This is a genomic window from Gordonia sp. YC-XJ4 (assembly GCF_059511865.1).
In genome coordinates, this window is sequence record NZ_CM183447.1 from 2952770 (window position 1) to 2976850 (window position 24081).

Annotated in this window: 22 protein-coding genes and 1 pseudogene; 14 read left to right on the forward strand and 9 right to left on the reverse strand. The window is 66.9% G+C overall.

The features are described 5' to 3' along the window. Window positions 1-39 precede the first annotated feature (39 nt). Genes AC5ZH6_RS12890 through AC5ZH6_RS12900 form a run of 3 tightly spaced genes read left to right on the forward strand, consistent with a single transcriptional unit; the run spans window position 40 to window position 4221 of the window. Window positions 40-1668, forward strand: coding sequence for an amidohydrolase (locus AC5ZH6_RS12890; RefSeq protein WP_006372804.1), 1629 nt, complete (start codon window positions 40-42; stop codon window positions 1666-1668). After that, on the forward strand, window positions 1665-3434 hold the full coding sequence (lnt, locus tag AC5ZH6_RS12895) for an apolipoprotein N-acyltransferase (protein ID WP_006372803.1): 1770 nt from the start codon (window positions 1665-1667) through the stop codon (window positions 3432-3434). Before AC5ZH6_RS12890 ends, lnt begins: the two co-directional genes overlap by 4 nt. Continuing rightward, window positions 3421-4221: a polyprenol monophosphomannose synthase gene (locus AC5ZH6_RS12900; RefSeq protein WP_006372802.1), complete on the forward strand. Its 801-nt coding sequence runs from the start codon at window positions 3421-3423 to the stop codon at window positions 4219-4221. The genes lnt and AC5ZH6_RS12900 overlap by 14 nt, the downstream gene beginning before the upstream one ends. Window positions 4222-4416: 195 nt before the next feature. Here AC5ZH6_RS12900 and AC5ZH6_RS12905 read toward each other — a convergent pair whose 3' ends face one another. Continuing rightward, window positions 4417-4761, reverse strand: a complete 345-nt coding sequence (locus AC5ZH6_RS12905) for an RNA polymerase-binding protein RbpA (protein ID WP_006372801.1) — start codon at window positions 4759-4761, stop codon at window positions 4417-4419. 119 nt (window positions 4762-4880) lie between these two features. On the opposite strand from AC5ZH6_RS12905, the gene AC5ZH6_RS12910 reads away from it, so the two are divergent. The 6 genes from AC5ZH6_RS12910 (at window position 4881) to AC5ZH6_RS12935 (ending at window position 8320) form a co-directional block, all read left to right on the forward strand. After that, window positions 4881-5246 (forward strand): hypothetical protein, encoded by a 366-nt coding sequence (locus tag AC5ZH6_RS12910; RefSeq protein WP_020171316.1) that lies wholly within the window; start codon window positions 4881-4883, stop codon window positions 5244-5246. Continuing rightward, window positions 5243-6073 (forward strand): adenylate/guanylate cyclase domain-containing protein, encoded by an 831-nt coding sequence (locus AC5ZH6_RS12915; protein ID WP_006372799.1) that lies wholly within the window; start codon window positions 5243-5245, stop codon window positions 6071-6073. The genes AC5ZH6_RS12910 and AC5ZH6_RS12915 overlap by 4 nt, the downstream gene beginning before the upstream one ends. A gap of 321 nt (window positions 6074-6394) precedes the next feature. Further along, window positions 6395-6616, forward strand: a complete 222-nt coding sequence (locus AC5ZH6_RS12920; RefSeq protein ID WP_026920127.1) for a DUF3263 domain-containing protein — start codon at window positions 6395-6397, stop codon at window positions 6614-6616. 155 nt (window positions 6617-6771) lie between these two features. Further along, a complete protein-coding gene (locus tag AC5ZH6_RS12925; RefSeq protein ID WP_006372797.1) occupies window positions 6772-7080 on the forward strand; it encodes a hypothetical protein in 309 nt (102 codons plus the stop codon). A 14-nt stretch (window positions 7081-7094) separates the two neighbouring features. Continuing rightward, on the forward strand, window positions 7095-7949 hold the full coding sequence (locus AC5ZH6_RS12930) for a VOC family protein (RefSeq protein WP_006372796.1): 855 nt from the start codon (window positions 7095-7097) through the stop codon (window positions 7947-7949). Beyond that, a complete protein-coding gene (locus AC5ZH6_RS12935; RefSeq protein WP_006372795.1) occupies window positions 7946-8320 on the forward strand; it encodes a hypothetical protein in 375 nt (124 codons plus the stop codon). The genes AC5ZH6_RS12930 and AC5ZH6_RS12935 overlap by 4 nt, the downstream gene beginning before the upstream one ends. Window positions 8321-8353: 33 nt before the next feature. On the opposite strand, the gene AC5ZH6_RS12940 is transcribed toward AC5ZH6_RS12935, so the two are convergent. The 3 genes from AC5ZH6_RS12940 to AC5ZH6_RS12950 all read right to left on the reverse strand — a co-directional run bounded on the left by AC5ZH6_RS12940 (window position 8354) and on the right by AC5ZH6_RS12950 (window position 12526). Next, on the reverse strand, window positions 8354-9472 hold the full coding sequence (locus AC5ZH6_RS12940) for a DNA polymerase III subunit beta family protein (protein WP_035728876.1): 1119 nt from the start codon (window positions 9470-9472) through the stop codon (window positions 8354-8356). Window positions 9473-9636: 164 nt separating this feature from the next. Next, window positions 9637-11208 (reverse strand): HNH endonuclease signature motif containing protein, encoded by a 1572-nt coding sequence (locus tag AC5ZH6_RS12945; protein WP_006372793.1) that lies wholly within the window; start codon window positions 11206-11208, stop codon window positions 9637-9639. A gap of 73 nt (window positions 11209-11281) precedes the next feature. Continuing rightward, complete coding sequence (locus AC5ZH6_RS12950) at window positions 11282-12526, reverse strand: esterase/lipase family protein (RefSeq protein ID WP_006372792.1); 1245 nt, start codon at window positions 12524-12526, stop codon at window positions 11282-11284. A gap of 108 nt (window positions 12527-12634) precedes the next feature. On the opposite strand from AC5ZH6_RS12950, the gene AC5ZH6_RS12955 reads away from it, so the two are divergent. Then, complete coding sequence (locus tag AC5ZH6_RS12955) at window positions 12635-12961, forward strand: hypothetical protein (protein ID WP_006372791.1); 327 nt, start codon at window positions 12635-12637, stop codon at window positions 12959-12961. Here AC5ZH6_RS12955 and AC5ZH6_RS12960 read toward each other — a convergent pair. The 5 genes and pseudogenes from AC5ZH6_RS12960 to AC5ZH6_RS12980 all read right to left on the reverse strand — a co-directional run bounded on the left by AC5ZH6_RS12960 (window position 12942) and on the right by AC5ZH6_RS12980 (window position 19965). Further along, window positions 12942-14240, reverse strand: coding sequence for a PucR family transcriptional regulator (locus AC5ZH6_RS12960; RefSeq protein ID WP_006372790.1), 1299 nt, complete (start codon window positions 14238-14240; stop codon window positions 12942-12944). The two genes, AC5ZH6_RS12955 and AC5ZH6_RS12960, sit on opposite strands and share 20 nt — an antisense overlap. After that, entirely contained in the window at window positions 14237-15658 is a 1422-nt protein-coding gene (locus tag AC5ZH6_RS12965) for a phytoene desaturase family protein (protein WP_006372789.1), read from the reverse strand. Before AC5ZH6_RS12965 ends, AC5ZH6_RS12960 begins: the two co-directional genes overlap by 4 nt. Beyond that, window positions 15655-17492, reverse strand: a pseudogene (locus tag AC5ZH6_RS12970) (DUF3556 domain-containing protein). The gene AC5ZH6_RS12965 and the pseudogene AC5ZH6_RS12970 overlap by 4 nt, the downstream one beginning before the upstream one ends. A 134-nt stretch (window positions 17493-17626) precedes the next feature. Continuing rightward, window positions 17627-19096, reverse strand: coding sequence for a class I adenylate-forming enzyme family protein (locus tag AC5ZH6_RS12975; protein WP_370530214.1), 1470 nt, complete (start codon window positions 19094-19096; stop codon window positions 17627-17629). A 161-nt stretch (window positions 19097-19257) separates the two neighbouring features. Continuing rightward, the gene (locus tag AC5ZH6_RS12980) at window positions 19258-19965 is read right to left on the reverse strand and encodes an acetoacetate decarboxylase family protein (protein ID WP_006372786.1); all 708 of its coding nucleotides are present in this window, start codon (window positions 19963-19965) and stop codon (window positions 19258-19260) included. 202 nt (window positions 19966-20167) lie between these two features. Here AC5ZH6_RS12980 and AC5ZH6_RS12985 point away from each other — a divergent pair, with 202 nt between their 5' ends. The 4 genes from AC5ZH6_RS12985 to AC5ZH6_RS13000 all read left to right on the forward strand — a co-directional run bounded on the left by AC5ZH6_RS12985 (window position 20168) and on the right by AC5ZH6_RS13000 (window position 24077). Beyond that, window positions 20168-20716 (forward strand): MaoC/PaaZ C-terminal domain-containing protein, encoded by a 549-nt coding sequence (locus AC5ZH6_RS12985; protein ID WP_035728872.1) that lies wholly within the window; start codon window positions 20168-20170, stop codon window positions 20714-20716. Between the two features lie 37 nt (window positions 20717-20753). Further along, window positions 20754-21197, forward strand: a complete 444-nt coding sequence (locus AC5ZH6_RS12990; protein ID WP_006372782.1) for a helix-turn-helix transcriptional regulator — start codon at window positions 20754-20756, stop codon at window positions 21195-21197. Window positions 21198-21207: 10 nt separating this feature from the next. Next, entirely contained in the window at window positions 21208-21621 is a 414-nt protein-coding gene (locus AC5ZH6_RS12995) for a VOC family protein (protein ID WP_006372780.1), read from the forward strand. Between the two features lie 68 nt (window positions 21622-21689). After that, window positions 21690-24077, forward strand: coding sequence for an ATP-binding cassette domain-containing protein (locus AC5ZH6_RS13000; protein WP_006372777.1), 2388 nt, complete (start codon window positions 21690-21692; stop codon window positions 24075-24077). Window positions 24078-24081 lie beyond the last annotated feature (4 nt).

The window sequence follows — 24081 nt, forward strand, 5'->3', positions numbered from 1 at the left end:
CGACACCTGCCGACCCCACTCAGGGCACACTGGACGATCGTGGCTACCGAACTCCTGCTCGGCGGACTCGTCTATTCATCGAGCGTTCCCGACGCGACCGCGCTCGCCGTCACCGACGGCGTCGTGACGTGGGTCGGCTCCGACGCCGTGGGCCGAGCCCTGCACCCCGATGCCCGGATCATGGATCTGGCCGGGCGTTTCGTCGCACCCGCCTTCGTTGATTCCCATGTGCATCTGACGTCGACCGGACTCGCCCTGGACGGATTGACGCTGAGTGAGTCCACCAGCCGTACCGACTGTCTCGCACGCCTCGCGGCCGCCGCGGACGGAGCCGACGAGAACGAGCTGATCTGGGGGCTCGGGTGGGACGATTCCACCTGGGCGGGCGTCGATCCGGATGACCGCAGGTTTCCCATGACAGCCGAGATCGACGACGTCGTCGGTCACCGCCCGGTCTACCTCGCGCGCATCGACGAGCACTCGGCGGTCGCCTCCACCGCGCTGCGCCGGCTGGTCACCGACCTCGACGCCGCCGAGGGGTACGACCCCGATGCGCCGCTCGTCGCCCAGGCACACCACCTCGTGCGTGCCGCTGCCCGTACACTGGTGACCCCGGCGACCCGCGCCCGGTGGCAGCGCCGGGCACTCGACGCCGCGGCCGCCGCCGGAGTGGTGGCGGTGCACGAGAACGGCGGACCCGAGATCGCCGGCCTCGACGATTTCCTCGCCCTGGCCGACCTCGACCACCCGGTGGAGGTGCGCCGCTATTGGGGGCAGGCGGCGCAGGACGCCGAGCATGCCGCCGAGCTGCTCTCCATCACCCGCGCCGACGGGCTGGCCGGGGATCTGTTCGTCGATGGCGCTCTCGGCTCGCACACCGCGTGGTTGCGGGAGCCATATACCGACGATCCGGACACCAGCGGCATCAACTATCTCGAACCCGAGACCATCCGGACGCACATCCACGCCTGCACGCTGGCGGGCGCGCAGGCAGGCTTCCATGTGATCGGTGACGCCGCGACCAAGGCCGTCGTCGCCGCGTTCGCCTCGGTCGCCGACGAACTCGGCACACCGGCTCTGGCACGCTGCGCCCATCGGCTCGAACACGTCGAGATGACCGACGCCACCGACGCCGCGATCCTGGCCCGCTGCGGAGTGATCGCGAGCATGCAGCCGCTGTTCGACGCCGAATGGGGTGGACGTGAACGGCTGTATGCCCAACGGCTCGGGCCTCGCGCCGACGGCCTCAACGACTTTGCAATGCTCGCCAAAGCCGGTGTGGCACTCTCGTTTTCCTCCGATTCGCCGGTGACGGCGATCGATCCGTGGGCAACCATCCGAGCTGCGGTGCACCCACATCGGGCGTCGTCGGCGATCTCGGCGCGGGCGGCATTCGGCGCCTGCACACGCGGCGCGTGGCGCGCCGGCGGTGTGCACGACGGACTGACCGGCACGCTGGAACCCGGAGCGCGTGCCGACTATGCGGTGTGGGAAGCCGACGACCTCGTGGTCGCCGGCTCGCACGCCGGGGTGCAGCGGTGGTCGACCGATCCGCGATCGCGCGTACCCGCGCTGCCCGACGTCTCACCCGATGCCCGCCTGCCACGATGCGTGCGGACCGTCCGCGCCGGCTCGATCATCCACGACGTCGACGGAGGCGATTGGTGACGCCGGCATCGGGAACCGACGCCGTCCCCGGGACCGATGCCGATCGCTCCGCCGGCACCGAGCAGTCCCCACCGCGGCGCTGGGATCGGCTGCGCGACCGTTGGACCACCGCCTCGCCCGCCGCACACCGCCGAACGCTGTGGGCGGTACGCACCGTCCTCGCCGCCCTGGCCGGGCTCGCCATGTTCTCGGCCTTCCCACCCCGCAACTGGTGGTTCATGGCGGTGGTGTCGCTCGGACTGCTCTACGGGCTGCTGGCCGAGGGGCGTCCCCGCGCGCGGACCGGGGCCTGGATCGGCTTCGTCTACGGTGTCGGGTTCTTCGTCCCCCTGCTGCCCTGGATCGGTGTGTACGTCGGGCCCCTGCCGTGGTTGGCGCTCGCCGCCGCGCTCGCCGCCTACCTGGCCCTGTTCGGGCTGTGCGCGACGCTGACGATGCGACTGCCCGTGCCGCCGCTGTGGTTCGCACTGTCGTGGGTGCTGGTCGAGGGACTGCGGTCGTCGTTTCCCTTCGGCGGATTCCCTTGGGGACGAACCGCATTCAGTCAAGTCGACGGCCCGTTGCTGCCGCTGGCGTCGGTCCTCGGGGCACCCGGGGTGTCCGGGGCGGTTGCGCTGTTCGGCGCATCGGTGGTCTGGGTGATCCAGCTCGCCACCCGCCGAGACGCCGCCGTCGGCATGGGCCCACGATCCTCTGTCGTCCGCGGCGCCGCACTGGGCATCGTCCTGGCCCTGCTCGCGCCGGTCTCGGCGATCGCGTTACTGCCCGACACCGTCGACCGCAACGTATCGGGTGCTTCGGCGCAGATCGCGGCAGTTCAGGGCAATGTGCCGCGACTCGGACTCGAGTTCAACGCCCAGCGGCGCGCCGTCCTCGACAACCACGTCCGAGAAACCATGGCGCTCGCCGACGAGATCAACGCCGGCCACATCGAGCAACCGTCGTTCGTCGCGTGGCCTGAGAACGCCTCCGACATCGATCCACTGGACAACCCCGACGCCGCCGCAGAGATCACCGCGGCCTCCGACGCCGTGGGCGCACCGATCCTGGTGGGCACGCTGATCGTCGAACCCGACGGTCGCCCGACCAACACCGTGCTGGTTTGGGACGGTAGCCGGGGCCCCATCGCGCGGTACGACAAGCACATCATCCAGCCCTTCGGCGAATACCTGCCGTGGCGTCCGTTCTTCCGGATGTTCTCGTCCTACGCCGACATGGCAGGCAACTTCCGCCCCGGCACCGGCCCGTCGGTGCTGACCGTGCCCGGACGTTCCGGTGACGTCACCGTCGGGGTCACCACGTGTTGGGAGGTCGCCTTCGACCGGGCGGCACGCGACGCGGTCGATCAGGGCGCCCAGATCCTGTACGTACCCACCAACAACGCCACGTTCGGTCGCACGAACATGACCTACCAGCAACTCGCGATGTCGCAATTCCGGGCGGTCGAGCACGGTCGGGCCGTGATCGTGGCCGCGACCAGCGGAGTCAGCGCACTCATCGAACCAGACGGATCGATGACGTCGGAATCGGACATCTTCACCCCGGCGATCCTCGCCGACCGGCTTCCGTTGAGTTCCGCCACGACGATCGCCACCCGTCTGGGAGCATGGCCGGAACGCATCGCGATGCTCCTCGCGGTGGTGGCGCTTTTGGTCGCGGTGGCAATGCGTACTAGGTTCACTCAGAGATTCACGGCGGTGCGGCCTCACAAGGGTGCCGGCACCGCCCCGGAGAAGTCGGAGGAGTACACCGGTGACGAACAGTGACCGATCGCCCGCCGGTGGTGTCGAGCGACCCACCGTGGTCGGGCCCGACGGCGAGAAAGCGCTGGTCGTCATCCCGACCTTCAACGAGCGCGAGAACCTGCCACTCATCATCGGTCGCCTGCAGACCGCGCTGAGCGCCATCCACGTGCTCGTCGTCGACGATTCCAGCCCGGACGGTACCGGTGAGGTTGCCGACGAGTTGGCCGCCGCCGACGTCGCAGGCCGCATCCACGTCCTGCACCGGGTCGACAAGGACGGACTCGGTAAGGCCTACCTGGCCGGATTCGCCTGGGGGCTCGCACGCGACTACGAGGTCATCATCGAGATGGATGCCGACGGCAGCCACGCTCCCGAACAACTACCCGCCCTGCTTGCGGCGATCAACGACGGCGCCGACCTGGTCATCGGCTCGCGCTACGTCAAGGGTGGCGAATTGGTCAACTGGCCGCGCCGGCGTGAGATCCTGTCGCGGGGCGCCAACACCTACGCGCGTCTCGCGCTCGGTGCCGGAATCCACGACATTACGGCCGGTTACCGCGCGTACCGCCGCGCGGTGCTGGAGAAGATCAGCCTCGATACCGTCGAATCCGCCGGGTACTGCTTCCAGATCGACCTGGCATGGCGATCGATCCAGACGGGCTTCGACGTCCGTGAGGTTCCGATCACCTTCACCGAACGCGAGATCGGTCAGTCGAAGATGAGCGGTGGCGTCATGTCGGAGGCCTTCGTCAAGGTGTTCCGCTGGGGTGTGCAGAGTCGGCTCGCCCAACTCGGCGTACGGCGCTGACGACGCACCAGACAGACAGAACGACGGGCGGCCCGGGAGACAATCTCCCGGGCCGCCCGTCTGTATGCCTGAGTCGGCGATGATCAGATGATCAGTTCGTCGCCCCCCAGAGCTCAATCAATTCGTCGCCCCGCAGCGCTCGATCAATTCGTCGCTCCGCAGAGCTCGATCAATTCGTCGCTCCGCGGCGCTCGATCAATTCGTCGCTCCGCGACGGCGCTGCTTGAGCAGGTCGAGGCGCTCATTGAGCAGGACCTCGAGCTCTTCCTCGCTGCGCCGCTCGAGCAACATGTCCCAGTGGGTGCGCGGCGGCTTGCCCTTCTTCTCCTCGGGCTCGGCGCCCTCGAGGATGGTGCCCTCCATGCCGTTCTTGCACGGCCACTTCGACGGCACCTCGGCGTCGTCGGCGAACGGGACGTCGAAGATCTCCCCGTTGTCGGTGCGGTATTGGACAATCCGCCGCGGCGCGAGATCGTGATCACGATCGGTTTCGTAGCTCACCGCACCGAGGCGGCTACCCCGAAGTACTCGATCTGCCATTTGCTACTGCTTTCCTCTCGGCTTGCTCGCTGACCAAACCAGCTGCTGAACAGAACCATTCTACTCTTCTTGATCCGTGACGCCCGATGCACGCGACACCGCGCGCGGCTTGTGTCGCGATGAGTACCGCGCACGGTACGGTCTGTGCCGTGGATGCGACCCGTTCCCGGCGAACCTACGCGTGCGCGTGGTGCGGCTCGGCCATGGCCGATTCCGAGATGGGTCGGCGACGCAAGTACTGCAAACGGTCATGTCGACAGCGGGCGTACGAACAGAGAGCGCTCGTGGCGGGTACTTCTATTCCCGACGATGCGGTGATCTTGTCGTCGGCCGAGGTCGCGGAGTTCGGGGACCGGATGTTCGCCCTGCGATGTGCCGCCGAGGACCTCGCCACCGCGGTGGGCGAAGACGCCGACCGCGCCACTCTGTCCGGTCTCGCCGACGAGCTGCTGTCCTTGGCGCGAGACGCGGAGCGACTGCGGTGAACGCCGGCGACGCCCCCGATTCATCCGACCCGAATCCCGAACCGCCATCGGGTCCCGAACCGGCACCGCTGAGTGCCCGCGCCGCAGATGCTCTCGCCCGCGCCGACGCCAATTCCACCGGCATCCGGGCGATCCGCGCGGTCCGCAGGTTGCTGCCGGACGCACCACCATCGATCACCGACTCCCGACCGTCGGACCGATTGGCCCGGTTGATCGCTGACGCCAGACCTGAAAAGCCAAGTGCAACCAGAGAGTTGGGTCTCGCTGCGGTACAGGCCTGGCAATCGGTGACCCGGCGGCGCGGGCACTCCGCGGACACACCGGTCGACGTGACCATCCTGTTCACCGACCTCGTGGCGTTCTCCACCTGGGCTCTCGCAGCCGGCGATGATCAGGTGTTGCGACTTCTGCGAGAAGTGAACACCGCGACCGAGCAGGTGGTCCGGCAGCACGGCGGCCGGATCGTCAAGAACCTCGGGGACGGGGTGATGGCGATGTTCACCGATCCCGACGAGGCGATCGTGGCCGCCTACGAGGCGATCGGTGCGGTCAGCGCACTCACGATCGACGGCTACCGTCCTCAGCTGCGGGCCGGCCTGCACACCGGTACACCTCGCGCGGTCGGCGACGACTTCGTCGGCGTCGACGTCAATATCGCGGCACGCGTTGCCGGTGCCGCCGGGGCGGGTGAACTGCTCATCAGCGACGCGACCCTCGAGAGCGTCGATCCGCAGCGCTATGCCCGCCGCCGACGCCGCCGTTTCAAGGCCAAGGGCGTTCCCCGGGAACTGACCGTATACGCGGTGGTTCCCCGATACGACGCGTAGCACAGCGGATCGGACCGGTCCCGGCGACGTCGTCGCGACCCTTGACCCCGCGATGAGAGATCGGTCCGTCGAGACATTTCCGGCACGTCCGCCACGGCGAGAAAGACCGACGTAGTCGTCCACTGCGACACGGTGTTTCGATACCTGTGGAAAGAGCTCGCGGGGATTAACCTCGTCGGTGCACAAATGACTGCCCTCGGTCACCGTCGCGGTGTACAAAGGACGTCAACCGCACTCCTGCAACATTCTCGGCCGAGCCAAGACCGAGAGTGTTCTGTGCGCACGGAAACACCACGATGGTTGGGCGGCACCATGACAGTGATCAACAACAAGCAGCAGCAGATGATCGACTTCGAGACGAGTTGGTACACATTGGGCGGTGGCTCGTCCCGTGAGATCACCGAGCAGTTCGGGCTGACCGATCGTGACTTCTTCGCGCAGGTCGATCAGCTCGTCGACGAGGCACCGCCGAGCGGACTGAGCAACTCCGAATTGCGGCGGATGCGCCAGGTGATCCGCCGGCGGTTGTGGATGGCGCGCTGAGCCGATAACACGCCGAGCGCTCGGCGCGCTGACGCGACGTCACGCCGAGGAGGATGGCAGGCTGGGTATGTGCCCACCCGATCAGGCAACCACCCGGATGCTTGCGACCGACAGAAGAGGTCGACGCGCCGTCGCAGATCGGTGGTGGTGCAGTGATGACGCCTTTCTCCGACGACGACCTCGAGCAGTTCTATCGAGGTGTGGAGGCGCGGACAGACCTGACCCCGCGGCGTCGACGGCGTCCGGCGCCGGTGTATCGGGACTGTCCGACGCCGTACAAGGACGCCTTCGGTTCGGAGGCGGCAGCCATCGAGGGGATCGGCCGGATACGGCAGGTCGGTCGGCGTGCGCCGACGCTGCGGTGTTATCGCTGTGACTGCGGGTCGTGGCACATCACCAGCAGCCCGCCGCGCGAGGAGCCACCCCGACCCCCGCGCGGCCGTCGCGGCCGACACAGACGATGAGGAGCATTTCTCCGATGGCCCATGACGCCGACACCGACGTCCCGAGCGGGATCGAGACCGGACCCACCGCCACGGCACCGACCGGACCGCACGACCCGGTTGCCGTTGTCGATCTCGGCACGCCCGACGTCGACGCATCGGCCGCGGCATATGCAAGGCTGCTCGGTCTGTCGCAGCCCACCGACGACATCGGCGTGTTCGCTGCTCGAATCCGATTGCGGCCCAGTACATCTGGTGATCAGCACCGAGTACTCTTCGGAGTCCCCGACGCCGACGGTCATGTGCGCCTACTCCGGCGGCGCGGTCTGGAGCTGACGGCACCGACGGGAGATGACGTGCGCGGGGAGTGGCATGTCGACACGTTGCCCTTCGGTGTCACCCCGGCCGACCCGGTGGCCGATCGCGGGCTGACCGTGTCGGCGCCCGAGGTTGCCGCCGACATCGCCGGTATCGATCATCTCGTGTTCTCCAGCCCCGATCGCAATCACGCGGTCGCGCTGTTCGGTGCCACGCTCGGACTGGATTTCCGGCTCGACCGCCGAGTCGTCGACGGTCTGCGACAGTTGTTCTTCCGCCGAGGCGATCTCGTCGTGGAAGTCGTCGTCCCCGACAGCGCGCCCGCCGACGAGCCCATCCGCCTATGGGGTATTGCGTGGGGGAGCACCGACATTGGGGCTACCCATCGTCGCCTGACCGACGCCGGGGTCGGCATCTCCGAGGTCCGAGACGGCCGCAAACCGGGTACCAAGGTGGCCACCATCAACGACGATGCCCTTGCGACGCGTTCGATCATCATCGGCCGTTCGACCGTCATCGGCACTGACCACCCGCGCCGTGCCGCATCCGTCCACGACGAAGGAGCCCGATGAGCCTGTTCACCTCCGCAGCAGCCATGACCAACAAAGCGGTCATCCCGCTGTTCGGATTACCGGTCGTCGGTCCGGCACTGGGCAGGTCGATGACCGTGGTGACCTACACCGGCCGTCGGTCGGGCGCCACGTTCCGGCTGCCGGTCGCGTATCGACACGGCACTGCGACCTCCGAGGGAGGGGCACCTCGTGACACCGTCCTGATCGGAGTGGCGCTGCCGGACAAGAAGAAGTGGTGGCGCAACTTCACCGGGAACGGTGGACCGCTGTCGCTGCTGCTCGACGGCGCCGAGCGGACAGGACATGCCGTCGCGACACGCGACGAGAAGGGTTCGGTGTCGGTGCGGGTGGTTCTCGACCCGGTCGGCTGAGTGCGGCGCCCGGCTATGCGTTGCTCCCGAAGGTCAGGACGCGACCCGGCCGGCGGACGCAGGGTTCCTGACCGGCATCACCAGTGTGGTCAGTTCGCCACGATCGGCCGAGCGGATCGTGGCGGGCTGATCTCTGCCGCGGAGTTCGACGAGCACGTCCGCGCCGATCGCGGTGCTGATCGCCGGATAGAGCGTCGTCATCTCGAACCAGAGGGTCAGCGCTACACCTGTCACCTCGGCCACCAGGCGCATCTCGTCGCCGAGCTCTGCGGTGCCAGAGTCGGAGTCGTCGTCGGACGGGCACGGGTACGGGCGAAGGGCGATCCGCCCCTCATCGATCTGCATCTCGACGAATTCTGCGGGGCCGCGCTCGAGTGCGTCGAGCAGTCCGGTCCTCGACGTCAGCATCGTTGTCGTCGGAGTCGGCAGCGCCCCGAGCAGCGCACGATGATCCGGGAAGGTGTCGTCGATCAATCGGCAGTGACGCCGGCGTCCGCCGGGAAGCGTGATCGTGAGGCCGTCGTCGTCGACAGTCAGCTCAACGACAGGGGAGTGTCGGAGATCGGCCAGGCACCGGCGCAGGTCGTCTGCGTGGACCGTGCCCGCACACGTCGCGCCCGTCTGCCCGGCGACGAGCGACCGAGTCGTGAGCCGAAAGCGATCGGTGGCACTCATTGTGAGAGCCCCGTTTTCGATCTCCACGCGAACGCCGCTGAGGACGGCGAACTCCGCGTCGCATGCCGTGGTGGTGAGAACCTGGTCGGTCGCGGCGGCAAACATCGCTCCACTGATCGTCGTCACACCGGGTTCTGGCTGAATGTCCCACTGTGCCTTGATGAGCGAGGCAGTCGACCGTGCGGCTTCGGCCGCGCCGATGATCTCCGCGAGGTAATCGTCGAGACAACGCTTGGCATCGAGCGGTGCGGAGTCGAGCATCTTCCGCACCCCCACGATGGGCATGCCGATTTCTCGTAGGCGTCGAACCAGGACCGCACGGTCACATTGGCCCGGGGTGTACCAGCGGTAGCCCGAGCCTGGATCGACCCGATCTGGCCGCAGTAGCCCGGCGTCGTCGTAGAAACGTAGGGCGCTCGTCGTCAGGCCGCACGCATCGGCGAACGCCCCGATCGACATCATCTCCGAATTGGTCACCGGGACATCATCGGACCTCGACCTACCTGAAGGTCAAGCCGCTCCGCCGGATTCGAGGATGGCGCAGAGGTGTGCCCCGTCATCAACGCATGGCGAGGTCACCGGCGTCCGTTGTGGTGTGCCGGTGACTTCGCGTGTGTGTGGTTGTTGGATCGTTGGTCTGGTCAGGCTGCGTCGGGGTGGGCGAGGAAGTAGTTGATGTCGCCTCGTGGTGCCTGTGGTCGATGACGGTCGGGTGGACCCAGCCCGGGTGGACTCAGTCCTGGTGGCCCCAGTCCGGGTGGTGGGTGATCGTGTGGGCCGGTCCGTCGGTGGCCGTGTTGGCTGTTGGCTTCGCGGTGCACGACTCGCTGTACCCCGGTATCGAGGCGGGCTTCGCACCTCGATACCGGTGGTGAGGGCGGGTCGGCCGGTATGCCGGCCGCGTCTCGGATGTGTTCGACCGCGGCCCGAAACGTCCGGTCGATCCGAAAGAATCGGTTGACCCGCAACGGATTCTGTGGCTGTCCGGGTTCGGTGTTGAGTCGCCAGCCGAAGCGTCCGGCGTCGGGGCCACTGCGGATCAGTTCGGTGGTGTACTGGCCGGTGTCGGGGCCGACCATGCGGTTGTGCACGCCGCACGCCGGGGCGAGATCGTGGATGTCGGTGTTCCCGCCCCGCGCATAGTCACGGGCGGCGTGGTGGATTTCGACATGCACCATCGGCGCCGAACAGTCCGGATGCGAACAGCCCCCGTAGGAATCGGCCAGGGCCAGCCGCTGCCCCCGTGAGGCGAACCGACGGGCTTGCCCGAAATACAAGATCTCCGACGAATGATCGGCGTACACCGCCAAATACTGTTGCGCCCGTGCCGCCACCTCCACCACGGCACCGATCGGCAGTGTCGTACCGGTGGCGGTACGTCCGAGACCGGCCTGCTCGCGTAATTCCTGGGAGGTGATCGACACGATCAACTGCGGCGGCAGACCCCGATGACTCTTACCCAGCAACCCGCCGTCGAGGGTGGCGTGGAGCAGGGCACGGAACGCATCATGCTGGCGTTGCGCGGTGGCGCGTGTATCGCGTTGGGCCGCGGCCTCCACCACGTCCGGGTCGGCATCGTGGACGGATCCGTGCGGGGAGTGCTCGTCGTCGGGATTGTTGACGCCTTTGGCCGCCCATGACGCCAACACCACGTCGAACATCGCGCGGGTGGCCGGGTCCAGGCGGCCTTTGATCACCGACATCTGTTGGGCGTCTTGACGTCCCAACCATAGTTGCCGTTGCCGGGCCCGGTCGGCGGGTTCGGTCAGCTCGCCGTCGGGATCGACCCGGGCAAGCAGTTGTTGCCCGAGGACCCCCAACTCCGCGGGGGTGTGTTCGCGTGCCAGTTGCCCCAGCGTTTGCTCCGCTGCGGTGTGGACCTCGGCGGGCAATGCGACCGGGATCTTGCCGAGCACGTCGAGGACCGCGTGGACGTGGTCCGGGCCGAGAACGCCGTCGGCGACACCGTCGGCCAGGGTTGGTGCCGACGGCGATAGCGGCGTACCGGTGGGTGTCGTGAACTGCCCCGACGCCTGCAACCGTCGTTTACGACGGAAGGTGTCGGTGATCCGTAATCGGCGACTGAGAAAGCCGGAGATGTTCTGAAAACCCAGCTTCCGGTACACCCCGCGGTTCTCGACCTCGATCAGTGCGGGCTGACTCACCGATTCCATCCGCCGAGCGGCACGTTCGTGTTCCTCGGTGACCGTCACCAGGTCGGTCTGTAGTCGGCGGCGGCTGTCACCGCAAGAGAAATCCGTCAATTCGTTCGATTGATCTGTTCGACTAGCCGGCAGTGAGTGCTCGCAGCGGACGGAGTCCGTCACGGAGCCACAGGTAGATATCGTCGTGGTTGAGCAGTGTGAAATGGTTCGCGCGGCCCAGATGCATGCCGTCCTCGTCGCGGAATCCGATCCGCCGGGAGCGATGGAACCCTCGACCGCTCGGCGTCAGAACCAGGCCGTCACCGATGAAGCGGCCGAGCGGGTGGCGTGGATTGCCGAAGAGGGAGGCCGTGACGAACAGATGGCGGGCGCCGGCGAGTAGTGGGACGTCCGCGCCGGGCGCCTGCCACCAGCCGTCCGGATCCGCCGATGGTCCATCCTCGGCGATGACGTTGCCGTGGAAGAGATCTCGGACGCCGGCACTGCGCCGACGCAACAACTCGCCGAACGGTCGGGTCACCGACAGCATGCGCAACGCCGACGACGCGGCGTGCACGCCCCGTGCCAGGGGCGCACCGAGGTGCGGGGAGCCGAGACTGACCGTCTCGGTCACCAACGGCACCCACGGCGCGCGGTTGCTCGTACCGAGGTGACACGCGCTGCGGATGACGAGGCCGCCCATCGAATGCCCCACGAGCGAGATGCGGGTGACCGGCACCGGCCACAGCAGGACCATCTCGCTCAGCAATCGGGCGAGGGTCGCGCCGTTGTCGCTGATGTGGCGGCCGGTGTTGTAGCGGATCTGCACCTCGGTGGCACCGATGTCGTCGACGAGCCGCGCTCCATAGGTCGGGCGTCCACCGAGTCGCCAGGCGTGTTCGGTCTCCATCAGCCCGTGCAGGAAGACGACGAGGTGTCCGGTGGCGCGCGGATACGCGGCGGCCAAGCCGTCGGTGGTCACGGCGACCGGCGACCCGCCGACACGGGGAGCCATCTGCGGCGCCAGCGGGGAATGTTCGTCGTCGAGGGCGTCGCCGATGAGTCCGTCGAGAATGCCGATCATGGCCGCGCCACGGACGGTCCTGGTGGGCTGAGGCCCGGTCTCGGGCAACGCGTCGGCGACGATCGTGGCCGAGTCCAGCACTCCGGTGATCGAGGTGTAGACCGCTTCACTGACCGCGTCGTGCACGGTGCGCACCGGCGCGACAGGCCTGCCGATCGCGAGGTCGAGCGTGCCGAAGACCGCCGCCGAGGTCGCACGGTGCACCCGCGCGATCCCGACGGTGGCCTTGCCCAGTTCGCTCAGTCCCAGTCGTGCCAGCGCACGGACTTCTCCCTGTTCGCCGACCAACCGCCTGCTGCTCATGGTTCTCAGTGTACGTTCGTTCACTCGAATCGTCTCCGTGACGGCGGGATACCCGCATCGCCGGTTGGATAAACGACAGCAATCGAACATATGATCGGATGCGTGGGTATGGCTCGGATCGGCGGCGACAGCGGGCGACCCCACCGGCCTGCTTTCGTGCGCGTCGGCCACCGGGCGGTGCTGATCGATCTCAACGCGCTGTATCCGCAGACCCCGCACCACAGTGGCACTTATCATCCCGACGGCCTGCAGATCCGGAAAGTCGCCACCGGAGTCCTCACCGAGTGGGGGCTGTCGGAGTGGGGAGAGTGGTACGGCAAGGTCACCTACACCCTGAGCGCACGCGACCGGCAGGAGTCGGTCACCCACTGGGTGCCCGCGTGGGCCCTGCGTCCCGCCGATGGCCCCGGTCGGGTCAGGCCGGACCGGAGATGATGCTGGGCCCCAACAGTTCACAGACCGTCAACGCCAGGGCGAGATCGAGCCGGTCGCGATGTCCGGGTACCTCGGCCAGCGCTTTGCCGACGCGGTACTTTACCGTGTTGCGATGCAGGTTGAGGCGGGTCGCGGTATGCAGATGACTCTCTCGGGTCGCGTAGTAGACCGAGAGCGTCTCGCGCAGCGTCGCCGCCGTGGGTGAATCGTCGGCGAGACCACCGAGCACCTCCCGCACCCAGGCCGTGGTGGCCGGCAGATCCTGCGCGAGCAGCGAGGCGATGGCGACTCCGCGGTCAGCGAATCCCACGATCGATCCGGTGCCGCTGCCGGGCATGATCGCCACCGCATAGGCCCCGCGAGCCTGCTCATGGCTGCGACGGAATCCGTCGACGCCCGCACCGACCAGACCGAACGCACCCCGGAGTCCAGGTGGCAGGTCGATCTCACCGACCGCACGCTCACTCGACGCCGTGCGCAGCGGGAACCAGACCCAGATCGTCGACCGGTCCACGGCCGTGAGGATCGGAGGCCCGTCGGCGCGCAGGCGAACCGCGAGTTCCTCGGCGCCGCGGTGCAGGCGCCGGAGATCCACACCGTCGTCGTCGGACCAGATGATCGCGGCGAGATGCGGGCGGTCCAGCCGGTATCGGGTCTGCTCGGTGAAGGTGCGGCCGTCGGTGTCGGTGCCGTCGAGAACGCGACGAATCGCGGTCGAGGACAGCGTGGCGTCGGCGCCGAGCCATCGGCGGCGTTCATCCTCGTACGCCTGGAACACATAGAGGGTGATCCAGTCGATGTAGCCGAACATGACGCCCGAAATGTGTCGGGTCACCGCCATCGCCCGGTCCGCGTCCAGCTCCAGTTCACCGATCATCTGATAGCACAACAACATCACCGCGTTCTGGCCCAGATGATAGGCGCGCACAAGGGAATTCGACGGCACATCGCGTTGCGCGAGGCGCAGCGCGTACTCGACCGCGGCGGTCGTCGGCTGCAGATGATCGACGGGGATGTCGTTGGCGAGAACGTGGATGATCGTCGAGACGTTGCCGTGCACACTCGCCTCGAGCATCTCGACGAGCTTCGGATCCGCGTCGAGATGGTCGATCTCGCGGGCCATCATGGCGGTCAGATCCGCGACGATGGTCGCCTCCTGCGCGCGGAGCCGGCGCGCGATCGCCGTGACCACCTCCTGCAACTCGGCATCGGCGGTCGCAGGCATGCGGGCCAGCCGCGCACGCGCCTGCGTCCCTCGATCGCCATCGACCTCGGTCATCGGCGCCCCCGCAACGATGCCAGGGCCGCCGACGCAGCGTGATAACCGCACAGGCCGTGCACGCCCGCGCCGGGCGGGGTGGACTGTGAACACAAATAGACCCCGTCGACGCCGAGCGCGTACGGGTTCGCCGATAGTCGCGGGCGCGCCAGCATCTGCAGCCCGTCATTGGCTCCGCCGATGATGTCTCCGAGAGCGAAATTGGGGTTGTAGGACTGCAATTGACGGGTACCGGTACTGCGCACGGTGACGATCCGATCGCGGAATCCGGGGGCGAAACGTTCGATCTGGGCGGTCACCGCGTCGGTGGCGTCGCCGTCGTATCCGCGGGGTACGTGGGCGTAGGCGTAGATCGGATTGAGTCCGCCGCGGCTGCGCGACCGATCGGCGAGATACTGCTGCCCGAGCAGGACGAACGGCCTGTCCACCATGATCCCGGCGGCCCGCTGCCGCTCGGTGTGCCACACCTCGAAGGCATCACCACCGAGATGAACGGTGCCCGCGCGTCCGCAGTCGGGAGTCGTCCAGGGGATGTCGCCGTCGAGGGCGTAGTCGACCTTGAACGCCGACGATCCCACGCGGTAACGCTGCAACGCGCGTCTCACCCTGGCCGGCATCTGGTCACCATAAATCGAGAGTGCCTGCGCGGGTGAGAGATCCAGCAAAACCAGATCGGCGGACGGGATGTCGGAGCGCGCCGAGACCAGTGTGCCGGTCTCGATCTTGCCGCCGTGGTCACCGATCGCGGCCGCCGCGGCGGTGGCGATCGCACCGGAACCCCCTCGGGCGACCGGCCACCCGTGGCGATGTCCGCTCGCCGCGATCATCATGCCCAGCGAAGCGGTGAGCGGCCGGTCGAGTCGGGTGAACGCGTGCGCCGCGATACCGGCGAACAGCGCGCGACCGCGATCGGTACGGAACCAGCGGGCCATCACGGTCGCGGGCAATACCGCACGCGGCCCGAAGGCCGCCAGCCGCAACGGATGCCGCGGCAGATGTACGACCGGACGAAGGAGATCCTCGCCGAGCTCGTCGAAGCCGCGCGCGAGGTCACCGAGGGCCAGCCGCCAACGCAGGCCGTCGGGGCCGAGTCCGTCGGCGGTCCGATCGATGCTGCGGTACAGGAGTCCGGCAGTCCCGTCGTCGAGGGGATGGGCGCAGTCGATCTCCGGGAGGCACCAGGTCAAGCCGTAGGACTCCAGGCCGACGCTGCGCCAGAACGGCGAACCCATTGCCAGTGGGTGAAAGGCCGCACAGTGATCGTGGATGAGGCCCGGTTCGGTCAGCTCGCCCGACCGACTACCCCCGCCGACCTCGTCGGCGGCCTCGAGGACGGTGACCTCGACGCCGTTGCGGGCGAGATGCAGGGCGGCGGCGAGCCCGTTGGGCCCGCCGCCGACGACGACGGCAGTCGTCACGGTTGCACCTGCCGCGAGGGTGTCGAGCGCATCCGGGGTTCGGTCACGATCTCAGGATCGGTGAGCGCGCGGCGGGCGTCAATGTCGAGCGTCCAGTCGACCTGCACCGGGATCGGCCCATTGGGCAACCACGGCTGCTCGGCAACCGCGTCGGCGACCCGGTAGGTGCCCGTCTCGATGACCCCGAGCGCCGCGTCGATCACCTTGTAGCGCTGGGTGCCCTTGTGGATGGGTTGCGACTCGATCCAGGCGATCGTGAACTCACCGGGCGCGAAGTCACAACGGCGCTGCAGGGCCGCGATCATCTTCTCGTCGTGCAGGTGTCCGTCACCGAAGTTGAAGGCCACCAGCGAATTACACGAGAACTCGGCCTCTCGCAGAGTGTAGGTGTCGATGTCGTCGCCCAGGTGACGCATCATGAGTGAGAACAGCGCACGCCCCTGACTGTGCAGGGAACGCCACGCCATCATCTGGTGCATGACGACGTCGGCGACCTCCGGTGGATACGACGCGAGCAGCTGGGTCCTGGTGTCTTCGATGAGCGCACCACGCACTGGTCGAGTTTGTCCTCGGCGCCCGGTGCGAAGGCCCACGTGGCCGACGCCCAGTTCCCGGCGTACTGCCGCATCGACGGCAGGAACGACACGAGGTCCGGGCGGAGATTGCCCAGCACCGGGAAGAAGCACAGCGCTGCGGCGATCAGGGCGAGCACCCACGGCATGGTGGTGTCGGTCAGCGCGAAACCGTCCCACGTGGGGTGTCCCCAGAACAAGAAGATCGACGCGTAGGCGAACAGGATGTTCCACTCCAGCGGTACCGCGAGGGGGAAGGTGGAGAAGATGAACAGGTGGAAGCAGACCATCAGCACCACGCCCGCCAGCGTAAGCCACTTGTTGGTGGAGAACAGCAGCACCAACGGAGTCACGATCTCGACGATGGTGCCCAAGACGTGCCCGACTCCCGAGGCGAGGCGCGACGGTCGCATGTCGTGCGGGAAGTCGCGGTAGTGGGCGCGTTTGATCGACCGGAACGGCAACCAGGGGGTGTTCGACAGCATCGGCGGGATGACCATCGAGAAGTGATGTCCCAGTTTGGAAATGCCGGCGCCGACCCAGACGGTGACGATCAGGAGCTTGAGCGCCAGGATCATGTCCACGTAGGGCAGGAAGGCGAAGAACACCAGTGCCGGCAGGTACTGCTCGGACCGTGCCGCGATGAAGATCACCTTGTCGCGCAACCCGATGACCACGAAGAGCGCGATCAGCGGGTAGAGCACCACCGGATTCACCACGCCGTGATCACCGGCGACGACCGAGTTCATCGACGATGACGCAACGCCCGGGAGTGCCAGTGCGACAACGATGGTGATCAGGATTGCCGCGTAGATCACGACATCGGCGACAGTTCGGGAATCACCTCTGGTGAACGGTACGCGTCCCGGCCACGGTGGCAGGCGGATCGTCTCCGGCCGCAACCAGAACAGGAACCCACCGGTCATCGGTTTGAAATGGCCGGCCAGCGGACCCCACGACCCGCCGAGCCCGAGGGTTTCGAGCAGGACGGTCCACAGGACCACCTTTTGATACACGATCAGTTCGTTCCACCAGGAACCGACGTCGACAACGTTGAGTCCCGAACTGAACGTCGCGATACACAGTCCCGCAACGATATACAGCACGCCGACCTTGATCAGGTAGATCGTGTGCACCATCTTGGGTGTGCCGAAGCCGTATTCGGCCCAGTGCGCGCCGAGAACGCGCAGCCGGTCGAGAAACGGCCTGTCGAGAAAGGTCTCCGGTTCCACGGGCGGGAAATCCGGGGTGGTGAATCCCATGGGTACTCCTTCGGGGTGAAGCGAAATTGGTGGGTGGTTTCGGGGTGCGGACGCGTTCGGCCGACCCGACGCCGTCGTGCGGCCGGTTCGGGGGGAGGGAGAATGCGATTGCGCGGGGACTACAACAGCGCGCGCTACAACGCTGTCGGCGTTGCGAATTGCCGGCGGAGAGCTGGTTTGTCGATCTTGCCCACCGGGTTTCGGGGGAGGGCCTCGACGATGTGGATCGACTCGGGGATCTTGGCCCTCGTCACCAGCGAGCCGAGATGCCGCGTGAGGTCGTCGTCGTCGATGGTGTGGTCGGGGTAGGTGACGACGAAGGCGATCGGGATCTCTCCGTACACCGGATGGGGTGCGCCGACGACCGCGCACTCGAGTACTCCCGGGTGGGTCGCGAGGGCGTTCTCGATTTCCTTGGGGTACAGGTTTTCTCCGCCGCGGATGATCAAGTCCTTGATGCGGTCGACAATCGTCAGATAACCATCGGCATCGAGTCGGCCGACGTCGCCGGTGTGCAGCCGACCCTCGCCGACGGTCTTCGCGGTGTCCTCGGGACGATTGAGGTAACCGCGCATCACATTGGGTCCGGTGATGACCACCTCACCGACGTCACCGGTGGGTAGGTCCGCGCCGTCGGCTCCGACCACATGGATGCGCTGGCCCTCGATGGCCGGCCCCACGGTGCCGAGCTTGCGTATCCCGTGACGCGGGTTGCACGTCGATGCGCAGGTGCCCTCGGTGAGTCCGTAGCCCTCGAGAATCGGTATCCGCAGGCTGTTCTCGACGCGATCGAGAAGTTCTGCGGAAATCGGTGCGGCGCCGCAGATCGCGAAACGCAGGGAGTCGAGCGTCCGAGCCCGACGCTCGAGGTCGGGATGGGAGACCAGCAGTGCATAGATGGTCGGTACGGCCGAGAAGTAGGTGGGTCGTAGACGTTCGACGTCGTCGAAGAACCTCGAGACCGAGAACCGTCCGGTGATGCTGAGTCGTCCGCCGGCCAGGATCGGCGCCAGGAAGCTCACGCAGATCGCGTTCACGTGGAACAGCGGCAGGATCAGTAATGCGTGATCGTCGGCGTCGAGCTCGAGGTGGTGTGCCATTGCCGTGGCCATGTAGCGCAGGTTCGCGTGGGTCAGCCGAACTCCCTTGGGACGTCCCGTCGATCCGGAGGTATAGATCAGCAAGGCATCGTCGGCGTCGGCGGGCTCGGTCGGCGCCCGCCACCCCGGGGTGGGGGCCGGAGACAGGTCGTCGACGTGGAGCACGGGCCTGTCGGCCCGCAGATCCGCGACGTCGGACACGACGACCGCCGCGCCGGAATCCGCGAACTGATACTGCATCTCGTCAGCGGTGAACGTGGGGTTGACCGGGGTCGCCACCGCGCGCAGACGCCACGCGGCCATCAGGACGACGAGCAGTTCGGCACGGTTCGGCAGGACCGTCGCCACGACGTCACCATGCCGGACGCCGAGTCGCTGCAGCTTCTGGGCACATGCATCGACCCGGTCGGCGAAGCCGCGGTAGGTGAGGTCGACGGTGTCATCGGCGACGCACGGAGCGTCGCCACGCTCGCGGAGATCCCAGGCGAAGAACGAGGAACTGATCACTGGTGCATACCCTTTCGCATGTCTGTGACTTATGACACTAGAAAGGGGTGATGTGATGTGGAACGGTCTCACGAGCCAGAGTTCGGACGCGCGTTTGTGCCCGGAGGACAACGTCGGGGCCACGTCCCGGAAACGATTCCGGTCGGGGGAGAGGTCGGTCAGTCGTGAGTGACCTTGGTGCCGAACAAGATCGCGGCGTCGGTGGTGGCGACGGTGATCAGGGGACGACGACCCGCGAGATACCCGAGTGGTCCGTCGGGTGCAAAGGACCACTGCGCCCGCGCGGTGCGGAGTCGGGCGACGATCCGGTTGGTCGACCACGAGCTACGACCGTCGAGGACCTGGGCGGTCGGTAGGGGGATCTGATGCGTTCCGGGAAGCAGGCGCGGTCCCAGCCGCGCATCGAGTGCCGCGACATCGTGGCCGTCCACGGTCATCGCGGTGGTGATCCGGCGGCCGGATCGTTCGCGGGTGAACTCGCCGAGGTGCTTGGGGATTCCCCAGAGCTCGCGTCCGCCCGTGCGCGAGTTCGGGCTGGTCACCCAGATGTCGGGAATGCTGACCCGCACACCGTGACGTGGCGAGACCACCGGATAGGTCGTGAGCAGTTCTTCGTACTGCAGGACCCCGCCCTCGGTGTAGTGCAGGACGGCGGCGACGACGAGTACCTTGCCCGCCACCGTGAGCAGGCGGGCTCCGGAGGGGATGACGCCGAACGCCTCGGCTGGTAGGTCGGCGCGCGGAACGACGAACGCCGACATGAGAGCGTCGCCACCGAGATACCACGGCTCGGGTGGGTAGCTCACCCCGTCTGCGCCGACGTGCCATGCCCGATCGATGCTGACCGGAATCCTGGTGGTCGTCATCAGTTGATACCCCCTGTCCGATGGTCGGGCCACGCCGCAGCGCAACACCCTGATGGAACGAACCTACCGATACGTCTCAGCCACGCACAGGGCGGGAGGCCCACCAGAACAGAGGAGCCCACCACAACAAGAGACTCCGATCGAGAATGCCGGGTCGGGGGTCTGGCACTCTCGGTCGGAGTCATAGGTGAGATCGTCGAGGGTGGCGAGTGCGTTACACATCGTCGGAAAGAATTCGCACGAGACGCCGAGCCCGCCCGACATCATGCCGCCGCACACCCGAGGAGCCGACCCAGCGATGACCGATCCCATCGTGTACGCCGACGATCTCCAGCCTGGTCAACGCCATGAACTGGGCATTCATACGGTCTCCGAGTCCGAACTCGTCGACTTCGCGTCGCAGTGGGATCCGCAGGCGTTTCACGTCGACAGGGCAGCCGCGGAGTCGGGGGCATTCGGTGGTCTGATCGCCAGCGGAATCCACAGTCTCGCGATCGCGCAGCGACTCGCGGTCAGCTCGGTCCTGACCTCGTGGAGCGTGATCGCCGGACGCCGGCTCCGGGAGATGGAGTTCCTGGCGCCGGTACGTCCCGGGGACACATTGTCGGGATCCATGCGGATCGAATCCGTCGACCTCGACCCGCGCGGCCGTGGCCTGGTGACCTATACGACCGAACTGGTGAATCAGGCGGGGGTGGCGGTCCTGCGCTTCGATGCCGATGTCTACCTACGATCCCGGGGCACGCACTGAACGAATACGTGCTGTCAACTGTGCGAGGATCGTCCATGTGACCGCGAAACCAGACCGCGACCGGCGCCGGGCAGACCTGCGCCGCCTGCGACAGGTGCGCGACCGGATCGACCGCGATTACGCACACCCTCTCGATGTGGAGGCGCTTGCGAGCGGCATCGCGATGTCGGCGGGACATCTGAGTCGCGAATTCAAGCGCGCATACGGTGAATCGCCGTACTCCTACCTGATGACGCGGCGTATCGAACGCGCGATGACCTTGCTGCGGCGAGGCGATCTGTCGGTCACCGACATCTGTTTCGGCGTGGGCTGTTCGTCTCTGGGGACCTTCAGCACCCGCTTCACCGAGCTCGTCGGTATGTCGCCCACCGAGTATCGCCGTCGCGCCGCGGACGAGACCCTGGGCATTCCGACGTGTCTGGCCACACAGATCACCAGACCGATCAGGAATCGAGAAGTCTCACCGGCCGGGCGCCGCTAGCGTTGTCGGCATGGACATCACCATTGCCTACACCTTTCTCCCACAGACCGATCCCGACGCGGCACTCGGGTTCTATCGCGACGCCCTCGGATTCGAGGTTCGCAACGACGTCGGCTACTCCGGCATGCGCTGGCTCACCGTGGGGCCCCCGAACCAGCCGCAGACCGCTGTCGTGCTCCACCCGCCCGCCGTCGATCCCGGCATCACCGAACAGGAGCGGGAGACGATCCTCGATCTCATCGCCAAGGGCACCTACGGCGCAGCACTGACGTTGGCCACCGACGACCTCCAAGGCGTGTTCGACAAGCTCCAAGCTGCCGGGGCCGAGGTCATCCAGGAACCGATGGACCAACCGTACGGTGTGCGCGACTGCGCATTTCGCGACCCGACGGGCAACCTGCTGCGCATCAACCAGACTCCCTGACGCCCGGGCCACGTGACGCCCGAGACCTTGCCATCCCACCAGAGAAGCCCGACCGCAACGGAGAGCCGATGAGCCGGACGCCGACGAGATCGACGCCCCACCCCGCCGACACCCACGACATCATCCGGGTGCATGGCGCCTGGGCGAACAACCTGCGCAACGTCGACGTCGAGATCCCCAAACGGCGCCTGACGGTGTTCACCGGGGTGTCGGGGTCGGGGAAGAGCTCGCTGGTGTTCGCGACGATCGCCGCGGAATCGCAGCGGATGATCAATGAAACCTACAGTGCGTTCGTCCAGGGCTTCATGCCGAGCCTGGCCCGGCCCGACGTCGACGTGCTCGAGGGCCTGACCACGGCGATCATCGTCGACCAGGAACGCATGGGCGCCAACCCGCGGTCCACGGTCGGCACCGCCACCGACGCCAATGCCATGTTGCGCATCCTGTTCAGTCGTCTCGGCGAGCCGGCCATCGGTTCGCCGCAGGCGTTCTCGTTCAATGTCGCCTCGGTGTCGGGTGCCGGGGCCGTCGAGATCGAACGCGGTGGCCGAAAAGTCAAGGGACGCAGGGAGTTCAGCATCACGGGCGGGATGTGTCCGCGATGCGAGGGGCGAGGCGAGGTCTCCGACTTCGACCTGACGGCCCTCTACGACGAGACGAAATCCCTCAACGAGGGCGCACTGACGATTCCCGGCTACTCGATGGACGGCTGGTACGGGCGCATCTATCGCGAGTGCGGATTCTTCGACCCCGACAAACCCATCGCCAAGTTCACCAAACGACAACTCGACATCCTGCTCTACTCCGAACCCAAGCGGATCAAGGTCGAGGGCATCAACGTCACGTTCGAGGGCCTGATCCCCAAGATCCAGAAATCCATGCTGGCCAAGGACCGGGAGGCGATGCAGCCGCACATCCGAGCCTTCGTCGACCGCGCGATCACCTTCACCGTGTGCCCCGACTGCGACGGCACGCGGCTGTCCGAACTCGCACGATCATCGAAGATCGACGGTCGCAGCATCGCCGACGTCTGCGCCCTGCAGATCACCGACCTCGCCGACTGGGTGCGCAGCCTGCAGGGATCGTCGACGGCATCGGTGAGTCCGCTGTTGACCTCACTGTCGGAACTGCTGGACTCCTTCGTCGCCATCGGTCTGGGCTACCTCTCCCTGGATCGACCGGCAGGCACGCTCTCGGGCGGAGAGGCTCAGCGCACCAAGCTGATCCGTCATCTGGGCTCCTCTCTGACCGATGTCACCTATGTCTTCGACGAACCCACGATCGGGCTGCATCCGCACGACATCGAGCGGATGAACGATCTCCTGCGACAACTACGCGACAAGGGCAACACGGTGCTCGTCGTCGAACACAAACCGGAGGCCATCGCGATCGCCGACCACGTCGTCGACATCGGCCCGGGCGCGGGCACCGAGGGTGGTCAGATCGTCTTCGAGGGCAGCGTCGAGGGACTGCGCGGCGCCGACACCCTCACCGGCCGCCACCTCGACGACCGCGCCACACTCAAGGCGACCCTGCGTGAGGCGACCGGCATCCTCGAGGTCCGTGGCGCGGACACCCACAACCTCCGCGATGTCGACGTCGACATCCCGCTCGGTGTGCTCGTGGTACTGACCGGCGTCGCCGGATCGGGGAAGAGTTCGCTCATCGGCGGATCCGTGGCCGGACGCGACGGCGTCGTCAGCATCGATCAGGCTGCGATCAAGGGTTCGCGGCGCAGCAACCCCGCCACCTACACCGGCCTGCTCGAGCCCATCCGCAAGGCGTTCGCCAAGGCCAACGGCGTCAAACCGGCTCTGTTCAGCGCCAATTCGGAGGGCGCATGCCCCAACTGCAAAGGTGCGGGCGTCGTCTATTCCGATCTGGCGATGATGGGCGGGGTCTCGACGATCTGCGAGGTCTGCGAGGGCAAGCGATTTCAGGCCGAGGTACTCACCTACACCTTCGGCGGTGCCGACATCGACGAGGTACTGGCGATGTCGGTGGCCCAGGCCGAGCGGTTCTTCTCCGACGGGGACGCGAAAATACCTGCTGCACACAAGATCCTACAGCGACTGTCCGACGTGGGGCTGGGCTATCTACGGATCGGACAACCGCTGACCACACTGTCCGGCGGGGAACGTCAGCGCCTCAAACTGGCCGCACAGATGGGGGAGAAGGGTGATGTCTACATCCTCGACGAACCCACCTCCGGGCTGCATCTGGCAGATGTCGAGCAACTGCTCGGACTACTCGACCGCCTGGTCGACGCCGGGAAATCGGTGATCGTCATCGAACACCACCAGGCCGTGATGGCCCACGCCGACTGGATCATCGACCTCGGACCGGGAGCCGGACACGATGGCGGTCAGGTGGTGTTCACCGGCACCCCGGCCCAATTGGTCTCGGAGTCAACCACACTCACCGGCCGCCACCTCGCCGACTACGTCGGCGCCTGACGGC